The sequence below is a fragment of the Stenotrophomonas sp. STEN009 genome, assembly GCF_056760395.1.
The window spans coordinates 1-22,227 of record NZ_JBRRES010000035.1; the positions used below are offsets into that span (position 1 = coordinate 1).

The following is a 22,227-nucleotide window of genomic DNA, read 5'->3' on the forward strand; positions in this document are numbered from 1 at the left end:
ACCCCCCCCGCGCGCCAGGCTGCACCACCACCCCCATACCTCTGCCCCCTAATAATACGGGGGGGCGCCGGGCGCCCCGCCCCCCCCCAAGCCCGTAGTGGTGGTGAAGTCCGGCCGCAGCGAGCGCGTGCAGCCTGGCAGCCGCGATACCCATGTGCAGGCGCTTGCACGAGCCGATGATGTCTACGGCGCTGCGTTCAACCGCGCCGGCCTGCTGCGCGTGGGTGCCCTGGACGAGCTGTTCACCGCCGCAGAGACCCTGGGCCGGCTGGGTACCTTCCCGGGCCGTCGGCTGGCCATCCTCAGCAATGGGGGCGGCGTCGGCCGGCTGGCCGTGGACCAGCTGGCCGCGCTGCGCGGAACCCTGGCGAACCTGTCCGACAGCACGGTCGAAAAGCTCGATGCGGTGCTGCCGCAGGGCTGGTCGCGCAGCAATCCAGTGGATATCGTGGTGGATGCCGATGGTGATCGCTATGCCGCGGCCATCGAGGCCCTGCTGGCCGACAACGAGAACGATGCGGTGATGGTGGTCAACGTACCGACGGCGTTCACCTCCTCGGCCGACGCCGCGCAGGCGCTGACCCGCACGCTCGGCCTGCGCCCGCGCCACCATCGTGACAAGCCGGTGTTCGCCGTGTGGCTGGGCAACGATGACCAGGCCACCGCCACGCTCAATGCGGCGCGCGTGCCGACCTATCCCACCGAAGCCGAAGCGGTACGTGGCTTCCAGCATCTGGTGCGCTATCGGGAAGCGCAGAACGCACTGATGGAAACCCCGCCGAGCCTGCCGCAGGACTTCAGCGTGGATGCGGCCGCGGCGCGCACGCTGGTCGAGGCCGCGCTGGCCAACGGCCAGCAGTGGCTGGACCCGTTGGCCACGCACGAGCTGCTGAAGGCCTATGGCATTCCCTCCGCGCCGGTGATGCATGCGCGCGACGCGCACGAGGCCATGGATCTGGCGCAGCCGCTGCTGGAGCGGGGTGCGACCGTCGCCTTGAAGATCCTGTCACCGGACATCCCGCACAAGTCCGAAGTGGACGGCGTGCGCCTGAACCTGTCGACGCTGCCGGCGGTGCAGGCTGCGGCCAAGGCGATCCTGTCGCGTGCACGCCAGCTGCGCCCGGATGCACGCATCGACGGTCTGCTGGTGCAGCCGACCATCGTCCGCCCGAAAGCGCGTGAACTGATCGTGGGCATCGCCGATGACGCGACCTTCGGCCCGGTGATCGTGGTCGGTCGCGGCGGCACGGCGGTGGAGGTGATCAACGACAAGGCACTGGCCTTGCCGCCGCTGGATCTGCGCCTGGCCCACGAGCTGATCGGGCGTACCCGTGCGTCGCGGATCCTCAAGGCCTATGGCGATGTTCCCGCTGCCGATGAGCGCGCACTGGCCCTGGCGCTGGTGAAACTGGCGCAGCTGGCCGCCGACATTCCGGAAGTGCGCACGCTGGATATCAATCCGCTGCTGGTCGATGGCAAGGGCATTCTCGCTCTCGATGCACGCGTCGCCATCGCGCCTTCGCGCATCCTGCACAAGGGTCGCGGCCATCCGCGCTTCTCGGTGTTCCCGTATCCGAAGGAGTGGGAGCGCACCATCGAGCTGTCCGATGGCGGTCACGCCTTCGTGCGCCCGGTGCGCCCCGAGGACGACGCGCTGTTCCGCGCGTTCTTTGCCCGGGTCAGCGACGAGGATCTGCGCCTGCGCTTCTTCCAGTCGGTGAAGCACTTCAGCCACGAATTCATCGCTCGCCTGACCCAGCTCGACTATGCGCGCTCGATCGCGCTGGTGGCCATCGAACCGCGCAGCGGCGAGATGCTCGGCGCCGTGCGCCTGCACGCGGATGCGGATTATCACCGCGGCGAGTACGGCATCCTGATCCGCTCCGACCTGAAGGGCCATGGCATCGGCTGGCGCCTGATGGCGATCATGATCGAGTATGCGAAGTGGCTGGGGCTGCACGTGGTCGAGGGACAGGTGCTGCGCGAGAACAGCACCATGCTGGCGATGTGCCAGAGCCTGGGCTTCAAGACCCGGCTGGACCCGGACGACCCGACGGTGATGATGGTGACCCTGCCGGTGCAGCAGGTGGACGTTCCCGAGGTACCGCCGGTGGCGTGAGCGTCACCTCATCGGCGGCGTCGTAACGCCGAAGTGATCGTGGCATACCGTCCGTGCGGTTGCGACAATGCGGGCCATGACTGACCGCATACCCTTGCTGCTGCTCCCCGGCCTGCTCAACGATGCCGAGCTGTGGCGCGCGCAGCTGGCCGACCTGGCCGATATCGCCGAGTGCAGCGTGGGCGACCAGACCCGCGGCGCGACCCTGCAGGCGGTGGCCGAGGATGTGCTGGCGCAGGCACCTGCGCGCTTCGCGCTGGCCGGGTTCTCGCTGGGAGGCTTCGTTGCCCAGCAGATCCTGCGCGTCGCACCGGAGCGGGTGCTGCGGCTGGCGCTGATCGACACCTCGATCCACGCCGATTCGCCGGAGCGTGCCGAGCAGCGTCGCAGCCAGCGCGCCAGCGTGCGCCTGCCCGGGAAGTTCCATGGATTCGGTGACGTCCTGATGCGCAGCTACATCGATGCCTCGCGGCTGGACGACTATGTACTGGTGCAGCGCGTGCGCGACATGACGGCGCGTCTTGGCGCGGAGGTGTTCCTGCGACAGAGCGCGCTGGAACGTCGTGACGGCCACGATGTGCTGGCCGGATATCGCGATCCGCTGCTGATCGTGTGCGGTGCCAACGACCGCATCACGCCATTGGCGGTGAGCGAGGAGATGCACGCGCTGGTACCGCACTCGCAGCTGGTGGTGGTGCCCGACTGCGGGCACCTGGCGCCGATGGAGAAGCCGGATGAGGTCAGTGCGGCGATGCGCGGGTGGCTGCTGCAGGACTGAAGGGCCCGCCGGGCATGGCCCGGCGCTACCTGTGGCGATCCGGTAGCGCCGGAGCGCGCCCGGCGGCCCCCATCGTCATCGTCCGGTAGCGCCGGGCCGTGCCCGGCGGCTTCGGCTCAGTCCCAGGCCGGCGCGATGCCTTCCGGATTGGCCAGCCGATGCCCGCGGTCGAGCCTGGCAATCTGTGCCATGTCCTCCTCGGTCAAACGGATGGCCGCCGCTTCCAGATTGGAGGCCAGGTTCTCGCGCCGGGTCGAGGACGGAATCACCGCAAAGCCCTGCTGCAGTGCCCATGCCAGTGCGATCTGTGCCGGCGTGGCCTGGTGGCGGCCGGCGATGGCCTGGATCACCGGGTCCTTGATGACTTCGCCATAGGCCAGGCTCATGTAGGCGGTGACAGGGATGCCGTTTTCCTGCAGGAACTTCACCAGCAGGCGATTCTGCAGGTATGGATGGATCTCGACCTGATTGGTGGCGATGGCGTCGGCGCCGAGGATGCCGATTGCCTTGCGCGTCTGCGCGATGGTGAAGTTGGAGATGCCGATCTCCCTGGTGAGGCCCTGCGCCCTGGCTTCGGCCAGCGCCGGCAGGTACTCCTCCATCGGCACGTCGACCTTGTCGTTCGGTGAGGGCCAGTGGATCAGCGCCAGGTCGACATGGTCGGTGCGCAGCTTCTTCAGGCTGTCGTGCAGGCTGGCCAGCAGCGCATCGCGCTTGAACTCGGTGATCCAGACCTTGGTGGTCAGGTAGATCTCGTCACGCGGCACGCCGGATTCGGCGATGGCCTGGCCGACCTCGGCCTCGTTGTCGTAGATCTGCGCGGTATCGATGGCGCGGTAACCGACGTCCAGTGCGTTGCGTACCGAGTCGATCACAGTCTGGCCTTTCAGGCGGAAGGTGCCGAGACCGAAAGCGGGGACAGTCATGGGGGAACTCCAGCTAATGGGGGGAAGGGCGCGGTAGATCCGCACAAGGGTAGGGCAGGGCCTGCATGCATGCCGGCAACGGTGCATTGCGCAGGCGTGGAGATGCGTCGGTAGTGAGCGGCGTCGTATCAGTGTGCGGTGATCGCGGTGCCCTCGGCGCGGTCGTCGATGCCGTCCCGACGGTCCAGGCGGCCGCTGAGCACGGTCAATGCATAGGCACCCACCACCACCAGCGCGCCCAGCCACGGCGTATGCATCAGGCCGACGTTCTCCACCACCAGGCCGCCCAGCGATGCGCCCAGGGCGATGCCGATGTTGAATGCAGCGATGTTCAGTCCGGATGCCACGTCGGTGGCCTGCGGCGCATAGCGCTGCGCCTGCTTGACCACATAGACCTGCAGTCCGGGCACGTTGCCGAAGGCCACCGCACCCAGGGCCAGCACCGTCAGCAACATCAACACCGTGTTGTAGGCGGTGAAGGTGAGCGCCAACAGGACCATGGCCAGCAGGGCGAAGATGCGCCTGAGCGCCGGAACCGGACCCATGCGGTCGGCCATGCGGCCGCCCCACAGATTGCCGATCGCCACCGACACGCCATACACCAGCAGCACCAGGCTGACCGCGTTGGCCGAGAAGCCGGTGACGTCCTGCAGGATGGGCGCCAGGTAGGTGAAGGCCAGGAACGTGCCGCCGTAGCCCAGTGCCGTCATCGCGTAGACCAGCAGCAGGCGCGGCTGGGCCAGCACGGCCAGCTGCTGGCGGAAGCAGGCGGGCGCGCTCTGCGGCACAGTGCGCGGCACGAACAGCGCCGCGCCGACCAGGGCGATCACACCCAGGCCGGCCACGGCCAGGAAGGTCGCGCGCCAGCCCAGGTGCTGGCCGATGAAAGTGCCCAGCGGCACGCCGGTCACCAGTGCGACGGTCAGCCCGGTGAACATGATCGCGATCGCGCTGGCGGCCTTTTCTTTCGGCACCACCGCCGTGGCGATGATCGAGCCGATCGAGAAGAACACGCCATGGGCGAGGCCGGTCAGGATGCGGGCGACAATCAGCGAGGCGTAGCCCGGTGCCATCCAGGCGATGACGTTGCCCAGCGTGAACAGCGCCATCAGTGCCACCAGCAGGGTCTTGCGCGGCACGCGGCCGGTCAGCGCGGTCAGCACCGGCGCGCCGATGGCTACGCCCAGGGCGTACAGCGAGACCAGCAGGCCGGCCGAAGGCAGGCTGACCTGCAGGTCGGCGGCAATGGTCGGAATCAGGCCGACGATGACGAATTCGGTGGTGCCGATGGCGAAGGCGCCCAGGGTCAGCGCCAGCAGGGCGAGAGGAATGCCGCGGATCATGGCGGGCTCCGGAGGAAGGAAGGCGCGCAGTGTGCGCGGCCCACCTTTGTCGAAAAACCGGTCTTCACGCCAATCACTCTTGCCTGGTGGTCAATAATGGCGCCATGAAGACCACCCTCGATGAAATGCAGGCCTTTCTGGCCGTGATCGACAGCGGTTCGATCAGTGCCGCCGCCGAGCAGCTGGGTCAGACCCCTTCCGGGGTGAGCCGGGCGCTGGGCCGGCTGGAGGACAAGCTGGGCACCACCCTGCTGACCCGTACCACGCGCCGGCTGCACCTGACCGCCGAAGGCGAGGCCTACCTGCGCCATGCACGGGCGATCATCGACGCGGTGGAGTCGGCCGAAGAGCAGATGGCGGCGCGCCGCGAGCGCCCGGCTGGACGCCTGCGGGTGGATGCGGCCATGCCGTTCGTGCTGCACGTGATCGTCCCCCTGGTGGCGGGCTACCGCGCGCGATACCCGGAGGTGCAGCTGGAGTTGAACAGTTCCGAACGCTACATCGACCTGCTGGAACGACGCACCGACGTGGCCATCCGCATCGGCCCACTGGCCGACTCAACGCTGCACGCGCGCTCGCTGGGCCGCTGCCGGCTGCAGCTGCTGGCCAGCCCGGGCTACCTGGCCGAGCACGGTGAACCGGCCAGCGTGGCGGCGCTGGGTCAGCACACGCTGCTGGGATTCAATGAACCCGAATCGCTGAACCGCTGGCCCGTGCCGGGCGACGCCGACGGCCAGCTGATGGTACGGCCGGACATCGCCGTATCCAGCGGCGAGACCCTGCGCCGGTTGGCGGTGGAAGGGGTGGGCATCACCTGCCTGTCGGACTTCGTCACCGAACGCGACCGTGCTGCCGGCACGCTGGTGCCGGTACTGGCTGCACAGACGCTGGATGTCTACCAGCCGATCCACGCCGTGTACTACCGCAACACGGCGGTCTCGGCGCGGATCAGCTCGTTCCTGGACCATCTCGGTGACGCGATGGTGCAGTCGGATTACCTGCGCTGAGGCATGCCGCGCTCGCCGGGCATGGCCCGGCGTTACCTGCGCGTTCGGCAGAGCCGGACCCATGCTCGGCTGCACAGGGTCCATGCAGTCCTTCAGGCCGCGCGCGCCAGCGCATCGCCGCTCGCCGCGGGGGGCGACAGATCGAACACATCCACCGCGTCCATCAACCGGTCCGCCTGCTGCTCCAGGCTGCGCGCGGCGGCGCTGGCCTCTTCCACCAGCGCGGCATTCTGCTGGGTCGCGCCGTCCATCTGCACCACGGTCTGGTTGACCTGTTCGATGCCTGCACTCTGTTCCTGCGACGCGGCGGAGATCTCGGCCATGATGTCGGTCACGCGCTGCACCGAGGCGACGATCTCGGCCATGGTCATGCCCGCCTGGCGCACGCGTTGTGCGCCATCGGCTACCTGGTCCACCGAGGTATCGATCAGCGTCTTGATCTCCTTGGCCGCATTGGCTGAACGCTGCGCCAGCGTACGCACCTCACTGGCCACCACGGCGAAGCCCCGGCCCTGCTCACCGGCACGCGCAGCCTCCACCGCTGCGTTCAACGCCAGGATGTTGGTCTGGAAGGCGATGCCATCGATCACGCTGATGATGTCGGCGATCTGCCGCGAAGAAGCTTCGATCGCCCCCATCGTCGCCACCACCTGCGCGACCACCTCGCCGCCCTGCGAGGCAACCTCGTGCGCGCCGATCGCAAGCTGGTTGGCCTGGCGGGCGTGCTCGGCGTTCTGGCGCACGGTGGAGGTCAGTTCCTCCATCGACGCTGCGGTCTCCTCCAGGTTGGCGGCCTGCTGCTCGGTGCGGCGCGACAGGTCGTTGTTGCCGGCGGCGATCTCGGCGGCCGCGGCATGGATGCTGCCCGAAGTGTGCTTGATGTCGGTGACAATGGTGGCCAGCTGCGCCGCAGTCGTGTTGGCATCGCCAGCGATGCAGGCGAACACGCCCTGGAAGCTGCCGTGCATGCGCGCGCCAAGCCGGCCATCGGCAATCGCGCGCAGCATCGTTGAGACCTCGCCGAGATTCTGCTCGGTGGTCTGCATGAGCTGGTTCAGGCCCTCCACCATCGCGCGGAAGTCATGCTCGAAGCGCGCGCTGTCACCGCGCTGGCTGAAATCGCCGGCCGCAGCGGCGGCGGCAAGGCGGCGGATCTCGCCGTTGATGGTGCCAAGGTTGGCCTTGGCAGTATCCAGCGCTTCGGTGATGACGGCCTTCTCGCCTGGCAGGCGCTCCATGTCCTCGCTGAGATCGCCCACCGCATAGCGGCCCATGATCGTGATCGCGCGCATCTTCACCCGGATGTGCGCGTCGACCAGCGCGTTGCTGTCGGCCACCATGGTTCCGAATGCGCCAGGGAAGGCGCTGGCATCCATGCGATAGCTGATCGAGCCGGCGTCATGCGCCTTCGCCATTGCCGCCTGCGCCTCGAGCACGCCGCCCACCGTGGCCTGCACGGCCTGCATGGCCTGCGCCAGCCGGCCCACTTCATCGCGGCTGCGAACCTGCACGACGTGCTGCAGGTCGCCAGCGGCCACGGCGCGCGCAGCCGCCTCCACCGCCAGCACCGGTTGCACCACCGCGCGGCGCAGCCACCAGGCCAGGCCCATCAGCAGCAGCGCAGCGGCGACCACGGTCAGCACCGCGCACAGCAGCAGCATCTGCCTTGCCTGCTGCGCGCGCGTGGCCACCGCGGCCTCGGCCACCCGGGTGGCCTGCGTGCTCAGCGCGTCCAGCGATGCGGCCACCGCGCGGTCCTTGCCCCGCACCAGGGTATCGCCGGCAGTGGCATCGTAGCCGGCAGCAGCAAACGCCTGCAGTGCAGCGTGATAGTCCTTCTGCAGCTGCGCATGCAGGCCAGCGAAGGCGAGGGCGAGCTCGCGCGTACGGGTATCGGGGCTGCCGGCCAGCCCGCGTGCCAGTCCATCGACGATTCTGCCTTCGCTGTCGAATGCATCCAGATGACGCTGGCGCAGGACCGGATCGTGGCCCCGCAGCAGCACGTTCTTCCATTCCTGCACCTGGCCACGGAACTCGCGCTGCAGGCGTTCGGCATCGCGGCCATGGGCGACTTCGGCAGGCACCTCGGCAGACAGCTTCAGCCAGGCCGACGCCAGGCCGGCCAAGGCACACAGCAGGATGACGGCGAGGCCAAGGGATACGGCGCCGAGCAGCTTCGTCTGCAGTCGCGGCGCATGGGGAGAGGCATTCATGGGGCGAGATCTCGGAAGGGGGGCGATGCGGTATCGACCTGATCTCGCGTGCTCTGAAGTGCGATAAGGATCACATTATCGTTTCGTTCAACGAGGTGAAGGAAATGTTTCATAGGACAGATGTGTCCATATGGAACGAAACAGGACGCTCGACAGGGGATATAAATGTAACTATTGTTGTTACATGAAATCCTCGAACCCGCTTTCCGACGCGCTGCACGTGATGGCCCATCTCGTGGGCCAGCAGGGGCCGCGCACCTCCGAACAGCTGGCCATGTGCCTGCCGACCCATCCGGTGGTGATCCGCCGGCTGCTGGCACAGATGCACAAGGCCGGGTTGGTGCGCAGCACACGCGGGCACGGCGGTGGCAGCCAGCTGGCGCGCGATGCGACCCGCATCACGCTGCACGACATCTACCTGGCGGTCGGCGCACCGCCGCTGGTGCAGATCGGCACACGCGGCGCAGGTCGTGGCTGCCCGATCCAGCAACTGGTCGATTCGGCGCTGCTCGATGGCGCCCGCGAAGCGCAGCGATTGCTGGAACACCGCCTGCAGTCCACCACGCTCGACCAGCTCGGCGCGGAGTTCGCGCGCCACCTCGCCCATCACCGCTCCCTGGAAGGACACCATGAATCCTGAAGTGATCATCGTCGGCGGCAGTTACGCCGGCATCGCCGCGGGCCTGATCCTGGCCCGCGCACGCCGCGCGGTCACCATCATCGACGCCGGCCTGCCCCGCAACCGTGCGGCCAGCCATTCGCATGGCGTCCTCGGCCTGGACGGCATCAGTGGTACCGAGCTGTTGAAGACGGCGCGCCAGCAGCTGCTGGACTATCCCAGCGTGCGCTGGATCCATGCCGAGGCCGCGCACGCCACCGCCAGCCCCGACGGTGTCGAGGTCCGCACCGCGGATGGCCAGGTGCTGGCCGCACGCAAGCTGCTGCTGGCCAGTGGCATCAGTGACCAACTGCCGGACCTGCCCGGCCTGGCCGAGCGCTGGGGCAGCACCGTGCTGCATTGTCCCTACTGCCATGGCTACGAAGTCGGCGGCGGAGCGATCGGCGTGCTCGGCGGCCATCCGATGTCGGCCGGCAAGGCACCGCTGTTCGCCGACTGGGGCAATGTCACCTTCTTCAGCCAGGCGGGGGAGATCAGTGAGGAGGAACGCGTGGCCATGCAGCAGCGTGGCGTGCAGATCGAGATCTCGCCGGTGATTGCCGTGCAGGGCGACCAGCCGACCTGGCTGGAAGTGGAACTGGCCGATGGCCGCCGCATCGCCCAGCGCGCGCTGTTCGTTCCAGCCACCCAGGCGATGGCCACGCCGCTGGTGCAGCAGCTGGGCTGCGCGCTGGTCGAAAGCCCGCTCGGCGTGCTGATCGAGGTGGACGCGATGAAGCAGACCTCGGTGCCGAACGTGTACGCCGCAGGCGACGCGACCACGGTTGGCAATATCACCCTGGCCGCCGCCGAAGGGGTGCGTGCCGGGATCGGCGTACATCACGCGCTGGTCAGCGAAGACAGCATCGGGTGACGGAAAGGGCCGGATTCCGCTCTCTTGAACGACACCCGGCCCGCCCCATCAGCCTTTGACGCACAGCACCTGGCGCAGTGTGTGGACCACGTCCACCAGGTCGAGCTGGGCGGCCATCACGTCGTCGATCGACTTGTACGCCGCCGGCGATTCATCCAGCACGCCGCTGTCCTTGCGGCATTCCACATGCGCGGTCGCCTCGCGGTGCTGGGCCAGGGTGATCCGCTCGCGTGCCGTGCCGCGGCTCATCACCCGGCCTGCGCCGTGGCTGCAGCTGTGGAAACTGTCTGCATTGCCCTTGCCACGCACGATGTAGCTGCGCGTGCCCATGCTGCCGGGGATGATGCCCAGCTCGCCCTGGCGTGCACTGACCGCACCCTTGCGGGTGACCAGCAGTTCCTGCCCGGCGTGCGTTTCCTTCTGCACGTAGTTGTGGTGGCAGTTGACGGCCATCGCCGCCAGCCGGAACGGCGGCAGCCGATGCCGCATCTCGGCCAGCACGCGCGCCATCATCGCCTCGCGATTGTGCCGCGCGTAGTCCTGCGCCCAGGACACCGCTTCCACGTAGTCGTCGAACAGCGGCTCGCCTTCCATGAAGAAGGCCAGGTCCTTGTCAGGCAGATGGAAACCGAGCACGCGGCGCTCCAGCTCGCGACGCGCCTGCTCGATGAAGTACGTGCCGATCAGGTTGCCGGTGCCACGCGAGCCGCTGTGCAGCATTACCCACACGGCATCCGTTTCATCCAGGCACAGCTCGATGAAGTGGTTGCCACCTCCCAGCGTGCCCAGCTGGCGATCGAGCTTGTCGGTGCGGATCCGGCGATGCCTGTCCTTGATCTTCTCCAGGCCAGCGGCCAGGCCGGACTGCACCAGCCGCGTGTGGATGCTGTCGGGCATGCGCTGATGCTCGCCACCGCGACCGTTGCCGACCGGGATGCTGCGCTCGATGCTGTTGCGCAGCTGCCGCAGGTCATCGGGCAGGTCGTTGGCCTGCAGCGTCGTGCGCACCGCGGCCATGCCGCAGCCGATGTCCACGCCCACCGCCGCCGGAATGATCGCCCCGCGGGTCGGGATCACCGAGCCGACGGTCGCGCCCTTTCCCAGGTGCACGTCCGGCATCACGGCCACCCAGGGCCCGACGAATGGAATGGCGGCGATGTTGCGCAGCTGCTCATGGGCCTGCGCTTCCAGCGGCACGCCGTTCACCCAGCCCTTGATCGGCGTGGTGCCCTCGGCATGCAGCCATTGATAGGTGTGTTGTGTATCCATGTTGCAATCCATCTCCATGATGGGCCGGCGGCGCGTCCCTGCGCCGCCCCAGCCCCCTACTTCATCGTCACCAGCTGCTTCAGCACGCCATCCAGGCCGCCGAACACGGTGAGCTTGTCGATCTTCTCGGTGACCTTCTCCAGCGCCTCCAGCTCCTTCAACCGCATCAGCACCGGGTTGTCCTCGATCAGCCTGGCGGTATTGAGCTGCGAGCGGGTGGCGTTGGCCTCTTCGCGGCGGCGGATCACGCTGGCCTGTGCCTGCTTCTCGGCCAGCACCACGCCGTTGAGGATCTCCTTCATCTCGCCCGGCAGGATCACGTCCTTGATGCCGACACCCAGCAGCTGCACACCGTGGCCCTCGATCGCGGCCCGCACGTGCGCGGCGATCTCACCGTCCAGCGCCGCCTTCTCGCCCAGCAGCTCATCCAGGCTGCGCGTGGCGATTGCCTGGCGCAGGCCGAACTGCAGCTGCCGGTAGATGAACTCGTCGGCGTTGCTGAGCGTGCGGTGTGCACGCACCGGGTCGACCACCTGTACGGTCGCGGCCAGGTTCACCCGCAGGGTCACCTTGTCGCGGCTGAGCAGCTCTTGGCCGGACACGTCGAGCGAACGCGCGCGCAGTTCGACGCGCTCCACCGACACGTTGCCGTTGAAATTCCAGAACGCGTGCAGTCCGGCATCCAGGGTCTGTCGCAGCGTACCGTCGACGAACAGCAGGCCGACCGATTCGCTCGGCACGGTGCTGATCACCGCCACGCGCGGCAGTACGCCCAGCTGCCCCAGGCGCTGCTGCACGTCGGCCGGCACGCGCGGTTCGTCACCCAGGGCCATCACGCGCACCTCGGTGTCGACCGAACCCCGCCAGTAAAGATGGCGGCTGCCGGGCGGCAGGACATCGTCGATACGGCCATTGCGCAGCAGCAGACCCACCTGTGCAGCGCCGATATCGGCCAGCACGAAGTGTTCGTGCAGCTGTGCTCCCAGCGCGTCGATCAGGCTGTCCTGGTCGCTGCCGTTGTAGGCGCTGCCCTTCGATGCGTTGTGCACGGTCACCTGCGGCGAGCCGCCGAACCGCGACAGGCGGTGCACGCCCGGCAGCAGCACCTGCTGGAAACGACGGTTGCGATACACCAGGCCGCGCTCGCCGTCGCCGATCACGACCTTGATGGTCCAGAACATGGGAGTCTCTCCTTGTATGGCTCTGGTGGTTCGACCCGATGGAAATCAATCGCCGTTACCCGGGCCGATCAGGTCGTGGCGAGGCGGCCTGCACACCCGTGCTGGCCGCGGAAGAGGGCGGCCACCGGTGGACGGTCCGCGCGCGGAGCCTTCGGTGCGCCGGCAGTACCGCCATGGGCGCCGCCGGCAGGCAGCACCGGGGTGGACCAAGGCGGGCAGTGACGGCGGACCGGGGCCCGGCGTGCGGTCCGTTGCTTCCACTTCTCCGCCCGAAGGCGATGTCCGTGGATGGCGACGATGGCCGCTGGGACGTGCGTCCCGGGTGTTGCTTCAAGTCATGACGTGACAGGTCATGTGGTTTGGAGTGGGAATTGAACCCACGACAGACGGACTCAGGATCCGTTGCTCTGACCAGGCTGAGCTATCCAGTTGGGAACCGCGCGGAATCGAACCGCGTGCCGGCGAACCGGCGCCTGCGACCAGCAGGCGATCCAGGCGAGGGCATGTCCACGACCTCCGGCATACGCTACGGCAGCGCCGCGCGCACCAGCCCGCCATTGAAGCGGGACCGTTGGAAAATCGAGGGTGCAGGCCATCGACATTATCGGCGGGCGATAATGTTGTGAGGCGATGCAGATAATGTCCGGGCACGGCCGCCCGCGCGAAGATAAACTCCGGCGTGCAGGTAATGGCCGATCAGTGTGCGGCGGAATGCCGCGCGGGGTGCAGTTCTGGCATCGCGGGTCCTTGTGCCGACGCAAACGAAAACGCCCCCGGGACATGCGTTCCGAGGGCGTCGTCAAGCCTCGGAGATCGGGGTGGCCGATCTCCGCAGGGCGGGTATCAGGCCGTTGTGGGCAGTGCTTCCTTGCCGGACGCGCGCGCCAGCACATCCATGCGCAGGCATGGCAGCAGTGTGGCGATGGCGGAGAAATGCGCGTTCAAGGGAAACATCCAGGCGGGTGTTGAAACGAGGTGCGCACGATAAACCACGATTTAGTCGTGCGCAACCATTTTGTTGAATTATTTTCTTCTGCCCGATGCCGGCGACCGCCCCCGGCCAATCTCAGCCTTCCGCGCTTGCCGCGTCCAGCTGCGCGACATCCTGCACGCTCAGCGATACATTCGCCGCGGCCAGCAGGTCGTGCAGCTGTTCGACGCTGGTGGCGCTGACGATCGGCGCGGTGATCGACTGCCGTGCGATCTGCCATGCCAGTGCGATCTGTGCCGGGCTGGCAGTGTGCTTGCTGGCCACGTCATCCAGCGCTTCCAGGATGCGCAGGCCGCGCGGGTTGAGATAACGCTTCACCACGTTCTCGCCCCGCGCCGGGCTTTTGCCCGCATCGGCTGCCGTGCGGTACTTGCCGCTCAGGAAGCCGCTGGCCAGTGCGTAATAGCCGATCACGCCGATCTGCTCGCGCTGCACCAGCGGTTCCAGCGCGGTCTCGTAGCCGGCGCGGTCGTAGAGGTTGTACTCCGGCTGCAGGGTTTCGTAACGCGGCAGCTTGTAGTCGGTGGATACCTTCAGCGCATCGGCCAGGCGGGTGGCGCTGTAGTTGGAGGCACCGATGGCGCGCACCTTGCCGGCTTCGATCAGGCGACCGAACGCGGCCAGCGTGGCTTCCAGCGGTGTCGACTCATCATCCTCGTGCGCCTGGTACAGATCGATCACATCGGTCTGCAGGCGACGCAGCGAGTCTTCCACCGCCGCATTGATGTTGTCCGGGGTCAGCCCCGGGCGCTCGGCCCATTTGCCGACCTTGGTCGCCAGCACCACCTTCTCGCGCTTGCCGCTGCGGGCGAACCACCTGCCGATCAGCGTCTCCGATTCGCCGCCTGCATTGCCGGGCACCCAGGCCGAGTACACGTCGGCGGTGTCGACCAGGTTGAAGCCGGCGTCGACGAAGGCATCGAGCAGGGCGAAGCTGGCCTTCTCGTCGGCGCTCCAGCCGAACACGTTGCCTCCGAAGGCGAGCGGACGTACATGCAGGCCGGAACGGCCCAGTTCACGGGTTGCCGTCATGGGCACGGTCTCCTTGGGGGAAGTGCTCCAGAATAGAACGCGTTGTGTTACCGCGCTGCGGCGCTGACCACAAAACAGTGTTCCGCGACGGGCGCGCGGCTAACGATTTGTGAACACCTGGCGCGCGGTGACTGCTAGTCTCGCCGCATCATTCCGCTGGAGTCGCCCCGATGATGCCTGCTTCGTCCCTGCGTGGTTGCCGCCTGTTGCTTGCTTCCGCCCTGCTTGCTGCCGTGCCCGCGTACGCTGCGCCGACCTTGGTGGCGCCGGCGCAGATCCAGGTATCGCCCGCCATCGACGCTGCGGTGAAGGCTTCGACCCGTGATCCGGCCAACGTCAAGCGTGATGGCTACCGTCATCCGGCACAGTCGCTGGCCTTCTTCTCGGTGGCACCGGAGAAGACCGTCATCGAAATCACTCCGGGCAATGGTTGGTATTCGGAAATTCTCGCGCCGCTGCTGCATGACAAGGGCCGGTACGTGGCAGCCGTGGTCGACCCGATGGCGGTGGCAGAAGGTCGTGGCCGCGACTACCAGCAGCGCAGCCGCGATGGCCTGGAAAAGAAGTTCGCCGGTGCGCCGGCACAGTTCGGCAAAGCAGTCGTGATCGCTTACGATCCGGCCAAGCCGGTGTTCGGACCGGCCAACTCGGCCGATGTGGTGCTGACCTTCCGCAACGTGCACAACTGGCGCAAGGCCGGCCAGGCGCAGGGCATGTTCCAGGGCTTCTTCAACGTGCTCAAGCCGGGCGGCGTGCTGGGCGTGGTGGAGCACCGCGCCAAGGCCGATGTGGCCGACGATGATGACACTGGTTATGTCGGCCAGCAGCAGGTGATCGCCTTGGCCGAGGCCGCCGGCTTCAGGTTGGATGCGCGCAGCGAGATCAATGCCAACCCGCGCGACACCAAGGATCATCCCAACGGCGTGTGGACCCTGCCGCCGACCAACCAGCATGACAAGGCCGACGCCGCGAAGTACCAGGCCATCGGCGAAAGCGATCGCATGACCCTGCGCTTCATCAAGCCCTGAGGCGAAGCCTCGCAGCCGCAAGCGGCAATGGACACACGTGTATCCGCCGGGCCTGGCCCGGCGCGACAGTCAAAGGAGTGAGCGGTTGAAGAAGATCCTGTACATCGTGATCGCAGTACTGGTGCTGGTACGCCTGTTCGACTTCACCTTCCATGGCGGCAATACCTATGACCTGCTGGGCGCGGTGGGGTTCGCGGTGCTGTTGATCGGCATCCTGCAGGATGAACGCGCGCGCCGTGCGAGCCCGCCATTGGCGTCTCAGCGGCGGCGGGCGGCGATCGCATCGGCCTGTGGCATTGCGCTGGTGCTTGTTTCGTTCCTGCTGAAGTGGAAAGTCTTCGGCTGAGGCGCCCGTGATCGCGATGGCAGCGCCGGGATGGGACAATGCCGCATCCACCGCCTGCCGTGCCTGCGATGCTGATTGCCTTCAACAAGCCGTTCAATGTGCTGTGCCAGTTCACCGATCGCAGCGTCCCGCCGCGCCCGACCCTGGCGGGGTTCGGCCTGCCGCCGCGTGTCTATGCGGCCGGCCGGCTGGATCATGACAGCGAAGGCCTGCTGCTGCTGACCGACAACGGTCCCTTGGCGCACAGGTTGACCGACCCGAAGCACAAGGCCGACAAGACCTACTGGGTGCAGGTGGAAGGCACGCCTGGCGAGGAACAGCTGCAGCGCCTGCGCAGCGGCGTGATCCTCAATGATGGGCCGACCCTGCCGGCGAAGGTCGAACGGCTCGATCCCGCGCCGGAGCTGTGGACGCGCGATCCGCCCGTGCGTTTCCGCAAGACCGTTGCCGATACCTGGCTGGCGATCACGATCCGCGAAGGGCGCAACCGCCAGGTACGGCGGATGACCGCCGCCGTGAACCTGCCCACCCTGCGCCTGGTGCGGGTGGCAATGGGTCCTTACCGGCTGGATGATCTGCGCCCCGGACAGTGGCGGCAGATCGGCTGAAACGAAACGGGCCGGAGATCACCCACAGGCGATCTCCGGCCCGGATGCAGCCGCCTGCCTCAGGCGTCGCTGCCGATATCGCTGTGCTCGTCGACCACGGTGTCGTTGCGGCGGTCGCGGGCACTGATGCGCTGCGCCTGGCCATCAACGACCTGACCATTGGCCGCCTTCTTCTTCTGCTGCTTGCGATACAGGGCATAGCCGAGCAGACCCACACCCACTGCCGCGGCGGCGATGGTCACTGCCGGATTGCGGCGGGCGAACTTGGTGGCAACCTTGCCACCGGTCTTCACTGCGCCCAGTGCCGCTCCCGTCTTGATCCAGTCGCTGGCCTGCGGGCCCAGATGGCGCAGGCTGCCGCCGGCACTCTTCAGGCCGTCGCCCGCGGTGTGGGCCAGGTCCAGGGCGCGCTCCAGGGCGCGGTCGGTAATCACGGTCAGTCTGCTCATGCGGGGGTCCTTTGCCTCGGGTCGAAGTCCAGTGTGGCGCGTTGCCCGTAAACGGTATGTCAGTCGGGCAGTCACACGGCGTGACTCTACGCGCTCCATTCAGGATCAGGCAGGATTGCTATGTTCCCCGTGGTTTGGCCCGGTGGGTGGCGGTGGCCGTCCACGGGTCGTCCGGCCAGGGATGGCGGGGATAGCGGCCCTTCATCTCTTTCTTCACCTCGGCATAGGTGTTTTCCCAGAAGTTGCGCAGGTCCTGGGTGACCTGCAGCGGACGACCGCCGGGTGACAGCAGGTGCAGGGTCAATGGCACGCGCCCATCGGCGATGCTGGGGGTGTCTGCCAGTCCGAACAACTCCTGCAGCTTCACGGCCAGCACCGGTGGCAGCGGTTCGCCGGACTCGCTGTCCAGTGCATAGGTGATGGGCCGCTCCAGCCCGGAGGGCACAGTGATGCGGGTTGGCGCATGCCGCTCCACGAGCTGCCGCTGTGACCATGCCAGGGGCGACTTCAGCGCTTCTGCGAAGCTGGCTTCGTCCAGCGCATCGAGGCGGCTCTTGCCGGCAAACGCAGGCTGCAGCCACTGCGCGCGGGTGGCGAGCAGCGTGGCATCGCTGCAGTCGGGCAGCTCCAGCTCGGGCATCCAGCGACGCAGCGACTCCACCCGTGCCTGCCATTGGCGCAGGGCCTCGGTCCACGGCAATGCCTGCAGGCCGAGCTCGGCAACAGCCTCGGTCAAGGCGCCGGCCGCGTGTTCCGGATCGACCCGGCCCGCCGAGCGACTGTCCAGCACGATGCGATCGAAGCGGGTTTCGCGCAATGCGACCAGCGCACGCCGTTCGCCGTCCCAGCGCACGGTGTCGGCGGTGACGAAGCGCTGCGGGTAGATCCTGCGCAGATGGTCCTCATCGACCGGCGCGGCGCGCAGCAGCAGCGCATCGCGGGCCTCGAAACGCAGTTCGCTGGCGACCAGCCACGGTTCGCCACGCAGATCGCTCAGTTCATGCAGGCGCGCGCTGCGCCCGTTGGCGAGCAGGTAGCGCAGCGGATCGCCCGGATGCTGGAAGCCGATGCGATCGGGAAAGGCGTGCGCCAGCAGATCGCCCAGCGCGTGCGCTTCGATGCTGGCAGGGGGCGCGGCATCGCAGCGCAGCCGACGCCGCCACTGGCGCGCGGCGGCATCAATGGCAGCCAGTCCACCACGACTGGCATCGGCCGGCGCGCGGCCAGCACGGAACGCGGCCAGCGCGCGCCAGCGTGCCGCCAGTGCATCGCCGCCCTGGCGCAGGGGGTCGCGTGCTTCCAGCAGCGCCGCCAGATCGGCCGCCAGCGCCTGTGCGTGCGGGTCAGGGGCGGCGAGCAGCATCGCGGCCATGCGTGGATGGGTACCCAGCGCCAGCACGCGTCGGCCCAAGGCGGTGATCGCGCCCGACTCCGACAACGCGCCCAGGCGGTGCAGCAGCTCGCGCGCCGCACTCATCGGTCCGCTTGGGGGCGGATCGAGAAAGCGCAGGTCGCTGCTGCCCCACGCCGCCAGCTCCAGCGCCAGTCCTGCCAGTTCGACCTGGTCGATCTCGGCACGCCGCTGAGGCTCCAGCCGCTGCGACTGCGGCCACAGGCGCCAGGCCACGCCCTCGGCCACGCGGCCGGCACGACCGGCACGCTGGTCGGCCGAGGCCTGCGCAATGGCCACCACGTCCAGGCGGGTGAAGCCGCTGTTCGGGTCATAGCGGGGCTCGCGTGCCAGGCCGCTGTCGATCACCACGCGCACGCCGGGCAGGGTCACCGAGGATTCGGCCACGTTGGTGGCCAGCACCACGCGCCGGCGGCCCTCATCTGCGGGTTGCAGCACGCGCGCCTGCTGTTCCACCGGCAGTTCGCCATGCAGTGCCAGGACCTCGGTGTTGCCGCCGATCGATTCCTGCAGACCGGCCTGCACACGGGCGATCTCCCGCTGGCCAGGCAGGAACACCAGCACGTCGCCCGGGTGCTCGACCAGCGCCTGCTGCACTGCACGGCGGACCTGCAGTTCCAGTGATTCTTCGCGACGCGCCGGGAAGTGGCTGACGGTCACGGGGTAGCTGCGGCCCTCGCTGCTCAAGCGGGGTGCGTCGAGGAAGCGTGCCAGCCGCTCGCCATCCAGGGTCGCCGACATGACCACCAGCCGCAGGTCGTGGCGCAGCTGTGCCTGTACGTCCAGCGCCAGTGCCAATCCCAGGTCGCCGCTGAGGTGGCGCTCATGGAACTCGTCGAACAGGATCGCGCCCACCTGTTCCAGCAACGGGTCGTCCTGCAGCATGCGGGTCAGGATGCCTTCGGTCACCACCTCGATGCGGGTGCGCGCGGACACCCGGTTCTCGAAGCGGATGCGGTAGCCGACGGTATCGCCGACCTCCTCGCCGAGCTGCCTTGCCATGAACATCGCTGCGCTGCGCGCGGCCACCCGGCGCGGCTCCAGCAGGATGATCCTGCGGCCCTGCAGCCACGGTGCATCGAGCAGCGCCAGCGGTACCTGGGTGGTCTTGCCGGCGCCCGGTGGTGCCTCCAGCACGAGCCGTGGCTGTGCAGCCAGATGCTGCTGGATCTGCGGCAGCAGCGGAGAAATGGGGAAGTGCGGGGCGTTCATGCGCAAAGGATAAGGGGCCACGCTGGGCGCGGGTACAATGCGCAGGCACATTTCCTCCGCGATGACCATGCACCTGATCGATATCGGCGCCAATCTGACCCACGACTCCTTCGACCGCGACCGCGACGCCGTGCTGCAGCGTGCCCGCCAGGCCGGGGTGGTGCAGATGGTGGTCACGGGGGCCAGCCGCGAGCACTCTCCGCTGGCGCTGCAGCTGGCCCAGCAGCATCCGGGATTCCTGTATGCGACGGCCGGCGTACACCCGCATCATGCGGTGGAGTACACCGAAGAATGCGATGCGGAGATGCGCGCCCTGCATGCCCACCCGGAAGTGGTGGCGGTCGGCGAGTGCGGACTGGACTACTTCCGTGACTTCTCGCCGCGACCTGCCCAGCACCGTGCGTTCGAGCGCCAGCTGCAGCTGGCGGCGGAGAACGGCAAGCCGCTGTTCCTGCACCAGCGCGACGCGCACGCCGACTTCATGGCGCAGATGAAGAACTTCGAGGGTCGCCTCGGGCCGGCGGTGGTGCACTGCTTCACCGGTGAACGGGAGGAGTTGTTTGATTACCTCGACCAGGACTGGTACATCGGCATCACCGGCTGGCTCTGCGACGAGCGTCGCGGGGCGCACCTGCGCGAGCTGGTGAAGAGCATTCCAGCCGATCGCCTGATGATCGAGACCGATGCGCCGTACCTGCTGCCGCGCACGCTCAAGCCGATGCCGAAGGATCGCCGCAACGAACCGATGTTCCTTTCGCACATCGTCGAGGAGTTGGCCCATGATCGTGGCGAGGATGTCGTGCTGACCGCAGCCCATGCCACGGCGGCAGCCCGTGCCTTCTTCCGGCTGCCCGACGCCGACACGACACGTCAGCCGTGAATGCCCGGATCCGGTGACGCTCGGCCATGCCCGGCGAGCGAAGCGGCAAGATCCGTCAGCCCTTCCCGATACGTCGGAAACTGCGGCGCCCCCCCCAGCGCTTCGCGCGTACCGCGGCTGTCGATGCGCTTGCTGCCTTCGTAGAAGCGGCGCAGGGCCGGGCTCAGCGCCGGGTCGTCCCACGCCACTGCCGGAGGCATCGCAAAGCCTCCCAGCTGCGCGGCGAAGGCCAGCACGTCCTGTGGCGGTGCGGGCTCATCGTCGTTGGGCAGGTACAGCGCCTGCAGGGTGGGTCGCCGCATCGCCGCGATGATCACCGCCACCAGGTCCTGTACATGCAGGCGGTTGAACAGCAGGCCCGGCTTCAGCACATGGCGGGCACGCCCCTGCGCGAGCTGCACCAGTGCATTGCGGCCGGGACCATACAGCCCGGGCAGCCGGAACACTGCCGAGGCGATGCCGCGCCGGCTGGCCAGTGCGCGCCATTGCGACTCCGCGCGCAGGCGCTGCAGGCCCGCAGGCCCGGTGGCGTCGGCCACGCTGTCCGCATCGATCCAGCCGCCCTGGCGGTCGCCGTACACCGACGTCGACGACAGATAGCCCACCCACTGCAATGCGGGACTGTCTTCCAGTGCCGTGCGCAGCATGCGCACTGCCGGGTCGCCGTCGGCATCGGGCGGTATGCTGCCCAGCACCGCATCGGCGCGCGCGATGTCATCCAGAAGCGCGGGTGCAGGTGCTGTTCCAGCGCAGAGTCGATGGCAGCGCAGGCCATCCACGGCTGCCGTGGCCGGATCGCGTACGGTGCCGGCGACCTGCACGCCCAGCGCTTCCAGGCGAGCCGCCAGTACGCGCCCGCTCCAGCCCATGCCCAGGATCAGCACCCGTCCGGGCAACGGACCGGCCGGCAGCGTCAGGCTCACGCCCGGCGCTGCGCCTGGTAGGCCTGCAGGCTGCTGTAGGCGACCTGCAGCAGCACGCCCTGCTGGCCGGCGCTGCGTGCACGCGCCAGCATGTCACCGACGATGTGGCCGGCCTCCACCTGCTGCCCGGCCTCCAGGTCACGCAACATCGAGGCCTTCAATGCCGAGCCGGCCTGGGTCAACGTGCCGCGCGCAGTGTCCTGCGCTGCCGCCGGGACTGCCTCACCGGCCGCCTCCGCCACGGCCAGGCACTCGTCGTACAGGCCCTGCACGATGGCCGTGCCATCATCGGTCGCGACAATCGTGCCGATGTCCGCGCGCAACAGGCAGGTCGCCGCGGCAAGCGCGGTGAGGAAGGTGTACTTGATCCACTGCTCCTGGCCGATGCGTTCGCTGGCCAGGTGATCGAGGTTGGCCTGCGTGCAGGCGGCTGCGAAGGCACGCACGCGCGCCGAGAGCGCGCCACCGTCCCGTTCCCCGAAGGTGAGCTTGGCGGGTTTCCCCAGATGCACCACCGCACCGTCCGGTGCCTTGGTCGCACTGATGAAGCACAGCCCGCCCAGCACCGCCTCGCGGCCGAAGCGTGCATCCAGATCGTTGTAATGATGCAGCCCGTTGAGGATCGGCAGCACGGTGGTGCCGGGGCCCACCGCCGGCGCGATGGCCTCGATCGAGCTGTCCAGGTCGTAGGCCTTGCAGCTGAGGATGACCAGGTCGAAGGGCCTCTCCCGGGCCAGCGCGGGCAGCGCATCGGCTGTCACGTGCTGCACCGGGAAGGCGGCATCGCCGACCGGACTGCGGATCACCAGTCCATCGCGTGCAAGCTGCCCGGCGCGGGCAGGGCGGACCAGGAAGGTCACGTCCACACCGGCCTGGGCCAGGCGGCCGCCGAAGTAACCGCCGGTACCGCCGGCGCCGAGAATCAGGATGCGCATTGCACGTTCACCGTTGTCTGCGGAACCAATGTTGCGGGTGTGCC

18 protein-coding genes, 1 tRNA gene and 1 pseudogene are annotated in these 22,227 nt (G+C 68.0%); 9 read left to right on the plus strand and 11 right to left on the minus strand.

Translation table 11 applies throughout. The features are described from left to right. Positions 1–88 precede the first annotated feature (88 nt). Both ACVOMM_RS15200 and ACVOMM_RS15205 read left to right on the plus strand, forming a co-directional pair. Positions 89–2,119, plus strand: a pseudogene (locus tag ACVOMM_RS15200) (bifunctional acetate--CoA ligase family protein/GNAT family N-acetyltransferase); the annotation flags it as partial. Positions 2,120–2,195: 76 nt separating this feature from the next. Continuing rightward, a complete protein-coding gene (locus tag ACVOMM_RS15205) occupies positions 2,196–2,897 on the plus strand; it encodes an alpha/beta fold hydrolase (RefSeq protein WP_322523115.1) in 702 nt (233 codons plus the stop codon). Between the two features lie 116 nt (positions 2,898–3,013). On the opposite strand, the gene dkgB is transcribed toward ACVOMM_RS15205, so the two are convergent. Both dkgB and ACVOMM_RS15215 read right to left on the minus strand, forming a co-directional pair. Beyond that, entirely contained in the window at positions 3,014–3,823 is an 810-nt protein-coding gene (gene dkgB, locus ACVOMM_RS15210; RefSeq protein ID WP_128989949.1) for a 2,5-didehydrogluconate reductase DkgB, read from the minus strand. Positions 3,824–3,951: 128 nt separating this feature from the next. After that, positions 3,952–5,166, minus strand: coding sequence for an MFS transporter (locus tag ACVOMM_RS15215; protein WP_481526459.1), 1,215 nt, complete (start codon positions 5,164–5,166; stop codon positions 3,952–3,954). Positions 5,167–5,270: 104 nt separating this feature from the next. On the opposite strand from ACVOMM_RS15215, the gene ACVOMM_RS15220 reads away from it, so the two are divergent. After that, positions 5,271–6,173: a LysR substrate-binding domain-containing protein gene (locus ACVOMM_RS15220; RefSeq protein ID WP_481526460.1), complete on the plus strand. Its 903-nt coding sequence runs from the start codon at positions 5,271–5,273 to the stop codon at positions 6,171–6,173. Positions 6,174–6,265: 92 nt separating this feature from the next. Here ACVOMM_RS15220 and ACVOMM_RS15225 read toward each other — a convergent pair whose 3' ends face one another. Then, positions 6,266–8,386 carry a methyl-accepting chemotaxis protein gene (locus tag ACVOMM_RS15225; RefSeq protein WP_481526461.1) on the minus strand — a complete coding sequence of 707 codons (2,121 nt, stop codon included), beginning with the start codon at positions 8,384–8,386 and terminating at the stop codon, positions 6,266–6,268. A gap of 184 nt (positions 8,387–8,570) precedes the next feature. Here ACVOMM_RS15225 and ACVOMM_RS15230 point away from each other — a divergent pair, with 184 nt between their 5' ends. Next, positions 8,571–9,026: an Rrf2 family transcriptional regulator gene (locus tag ACVOMM_RS15230; protein ID WP_053518119.1), complete on the plus strand. Its 456-nt coding sequence runs from the start codon at positions 8,571–8,573 to the stop codon at positions 9,024–9,026. Next, entirely contained in the window at positions 9,016–9,918 is a 903-nt protein-coding gene (locus tag ACVOMM_RS15235; RefSeq protein WP_481526462.1) for an NAD(P)/FAD-dependent oxidoreductase, read from the plus strand. The genes ACVOMM_RS15230 and ACVOMM_RS15235 overlap by 11 nt, the downstream gene beginning before the upstream one ends. Positions 9,919–9,966: 48 nt before the next feature. On the opposite strand, the gene ACVOMM_RS15240 is transcribed toward ACVOMM_RS15235, so the two are convergent. From ACVOMM_RS15240 to ACVOMM_RS15255, 4 genes are all read right to left on the minus strand, one after another. Next, entirely contained in the window at positions 9,967–11,187 is a 1,221-nt protein-coding gene (locus tag ACVOMM_RS15240) for an RtcB family protein (RefSeq protein WP_065181439.1), read from the minus strand. A 56-nt stretch (positions 11,188–11,243) separates the two neighbouring features. Continuing rightward, a complete protein-coding gene (locus tag ACVOMM_RS15245; RefSeq protein WP_065174288.1) occupies positions 11,244–12,368 on the minus strand; it encodes a slipin family protein in 1,125 nt (374 codons plus the stop codon). A gap of 355 nt (positions 12,369–12,723) precedes the next feature. Continuing rightward, positions 12,724–12,797 (minus strand) — tRNA-Gln (locus ACVOMM_RS15250). Positions 12,798–13,434: 637 nt separating this feature from the next. Continuing rightward, positions 13,435–14,391, minus strand: a complete 957-nt coding sequence (locus tag ACVOMM_RS15255) for an aldo/keto reductase (RefSeq protein WP_481526463.1) — start codon at positions 14,389–14,391, stop codon at positions 13,435–13,437. Positions 14,392–14,561: 170 nt separating this feature from the next. Between ACVOMM_RS15255 and ACVOMM_RS15260 the strand changes: the two genes are divergently transcribed. From ACVOMM_RS15260 to ACVOMM_RS15270, 3 genes are all read left to right on the plus strand, one after another. Next, positions 14,562–15,419: a class I SAM-dependent methyltransferase gene (locus ACVOMM_RS15260; protein WP_065174289.1), complete on the plus strand. Its 858-nt coding sequence runs from the start codon at positions 14,562–14,564 to the stop codon at positions 15,417–15,419. An 85-nt stretch (positions 15,420–15,504) separates the two neighbouring features. Continuing rightward, the gene (locus tag ACVOMM_RS15265) at positions 15,505–15,765 is read left to right on the plus strand and encodes a hypothetical protein (protein ID WP_065174290.1); all 261 of its coding nucleotides are present in this window, start codon (positions 15,505–15,507) and stop codon (positions 15,763–15,765) included. 68 nt (positions 15,766–15,833) lie between these two features. Beyond that, on the plus strand, positions 15,834–16,373 hold the full coding sequence (locus tag ACVOMM_RS15270; RefSeq protein WP_065174511.1) for a pseudouridine synthase: 540 nt from the start codon (positions 15,834–15,836) through the stop codon (positions 16,371–16,373). 59 nt (positions 16,374–16,432) lie between these two features. Here the strand turns inward: ACVOMM_RS15270 and ACVOMM_RS15275 are convergent, their stop codons facing one another. Together ACVOMM_RS15275 and hrpB are read right to left on the minus strand one after the other, a co-directional pair. Continuing rightward, positions 16,433–16,822 (minus strand): hypothetical protein, encoded by a 390-nt coding sequence (locus ACVOMM_RS15275; RefSeq protein ID WP_065174291.1) that lies wholly within the window; start codon positions 16,820–16,822, stop codon positions 16,433–16,435. 118 nt (positions 16,823–16,940) lie between these two features. Continuing rightward, positions 16,941–19,445: an ATP-dependent helicase HrpB gene (hrpB, locus tag ACVOMM_RS15280; RefSeq protein WP_481526464.1), complete on the minus strand. Its 2,505-nt coding sequence runs from the start codon at positions 19,443–19,445 to the stop codon at positions 16,941–16,943. 67 nt (positions 19,446–19,512) lie between these two features. On the opposite strand from hrpB, the gene ACVOMM_RS15285 reads away from it, so the two are divergent. Further along, complete coding sequence (locus tag ACVOMM_RS15285; protein WP_111187264.1) at positions 19,513–20,325, plus strand: TatD family hydrolase; 813 nt, start codon at positions 19,513–19,515, stop codon at positions 20,323–20,325. Here the strand turns inward: ACVOMM_RS15285 and ACVOMM_RS15290 are convergent. Both ACVOMM_RS15290 and panE read right to left on the minus strand, forming a co-directional pair. Next, entirely contained in the window at positions 20,316–21,248 is a 933-nt protein-coding gene (locus ACVOMM_RS15290) for a Rossmann-fold NAD(P)-binding domain-containing protein (protein ID WP_481526465.1), read from the minus strand. The genes ACVOMM_RS15285 and ACVOMM_RS15290 overlap by 10 nt on opposite strands. Then, entirely contained in the window at positions 21,245–22,183 is a 939-nt protein-coding gene (gene panE, locus ACVOMM_RS15295; RefSeq protein ID WP_481526466.1) for a 2-dehydropantoate 2-reductase, read from the minus strand. The genes ACVOMM_RS15290 and panE overlap by 4 nt, the downstream gene beginning before the upstream one ends. Positions 22,184–22,227 lie beyond the last annotated feature (44 nt).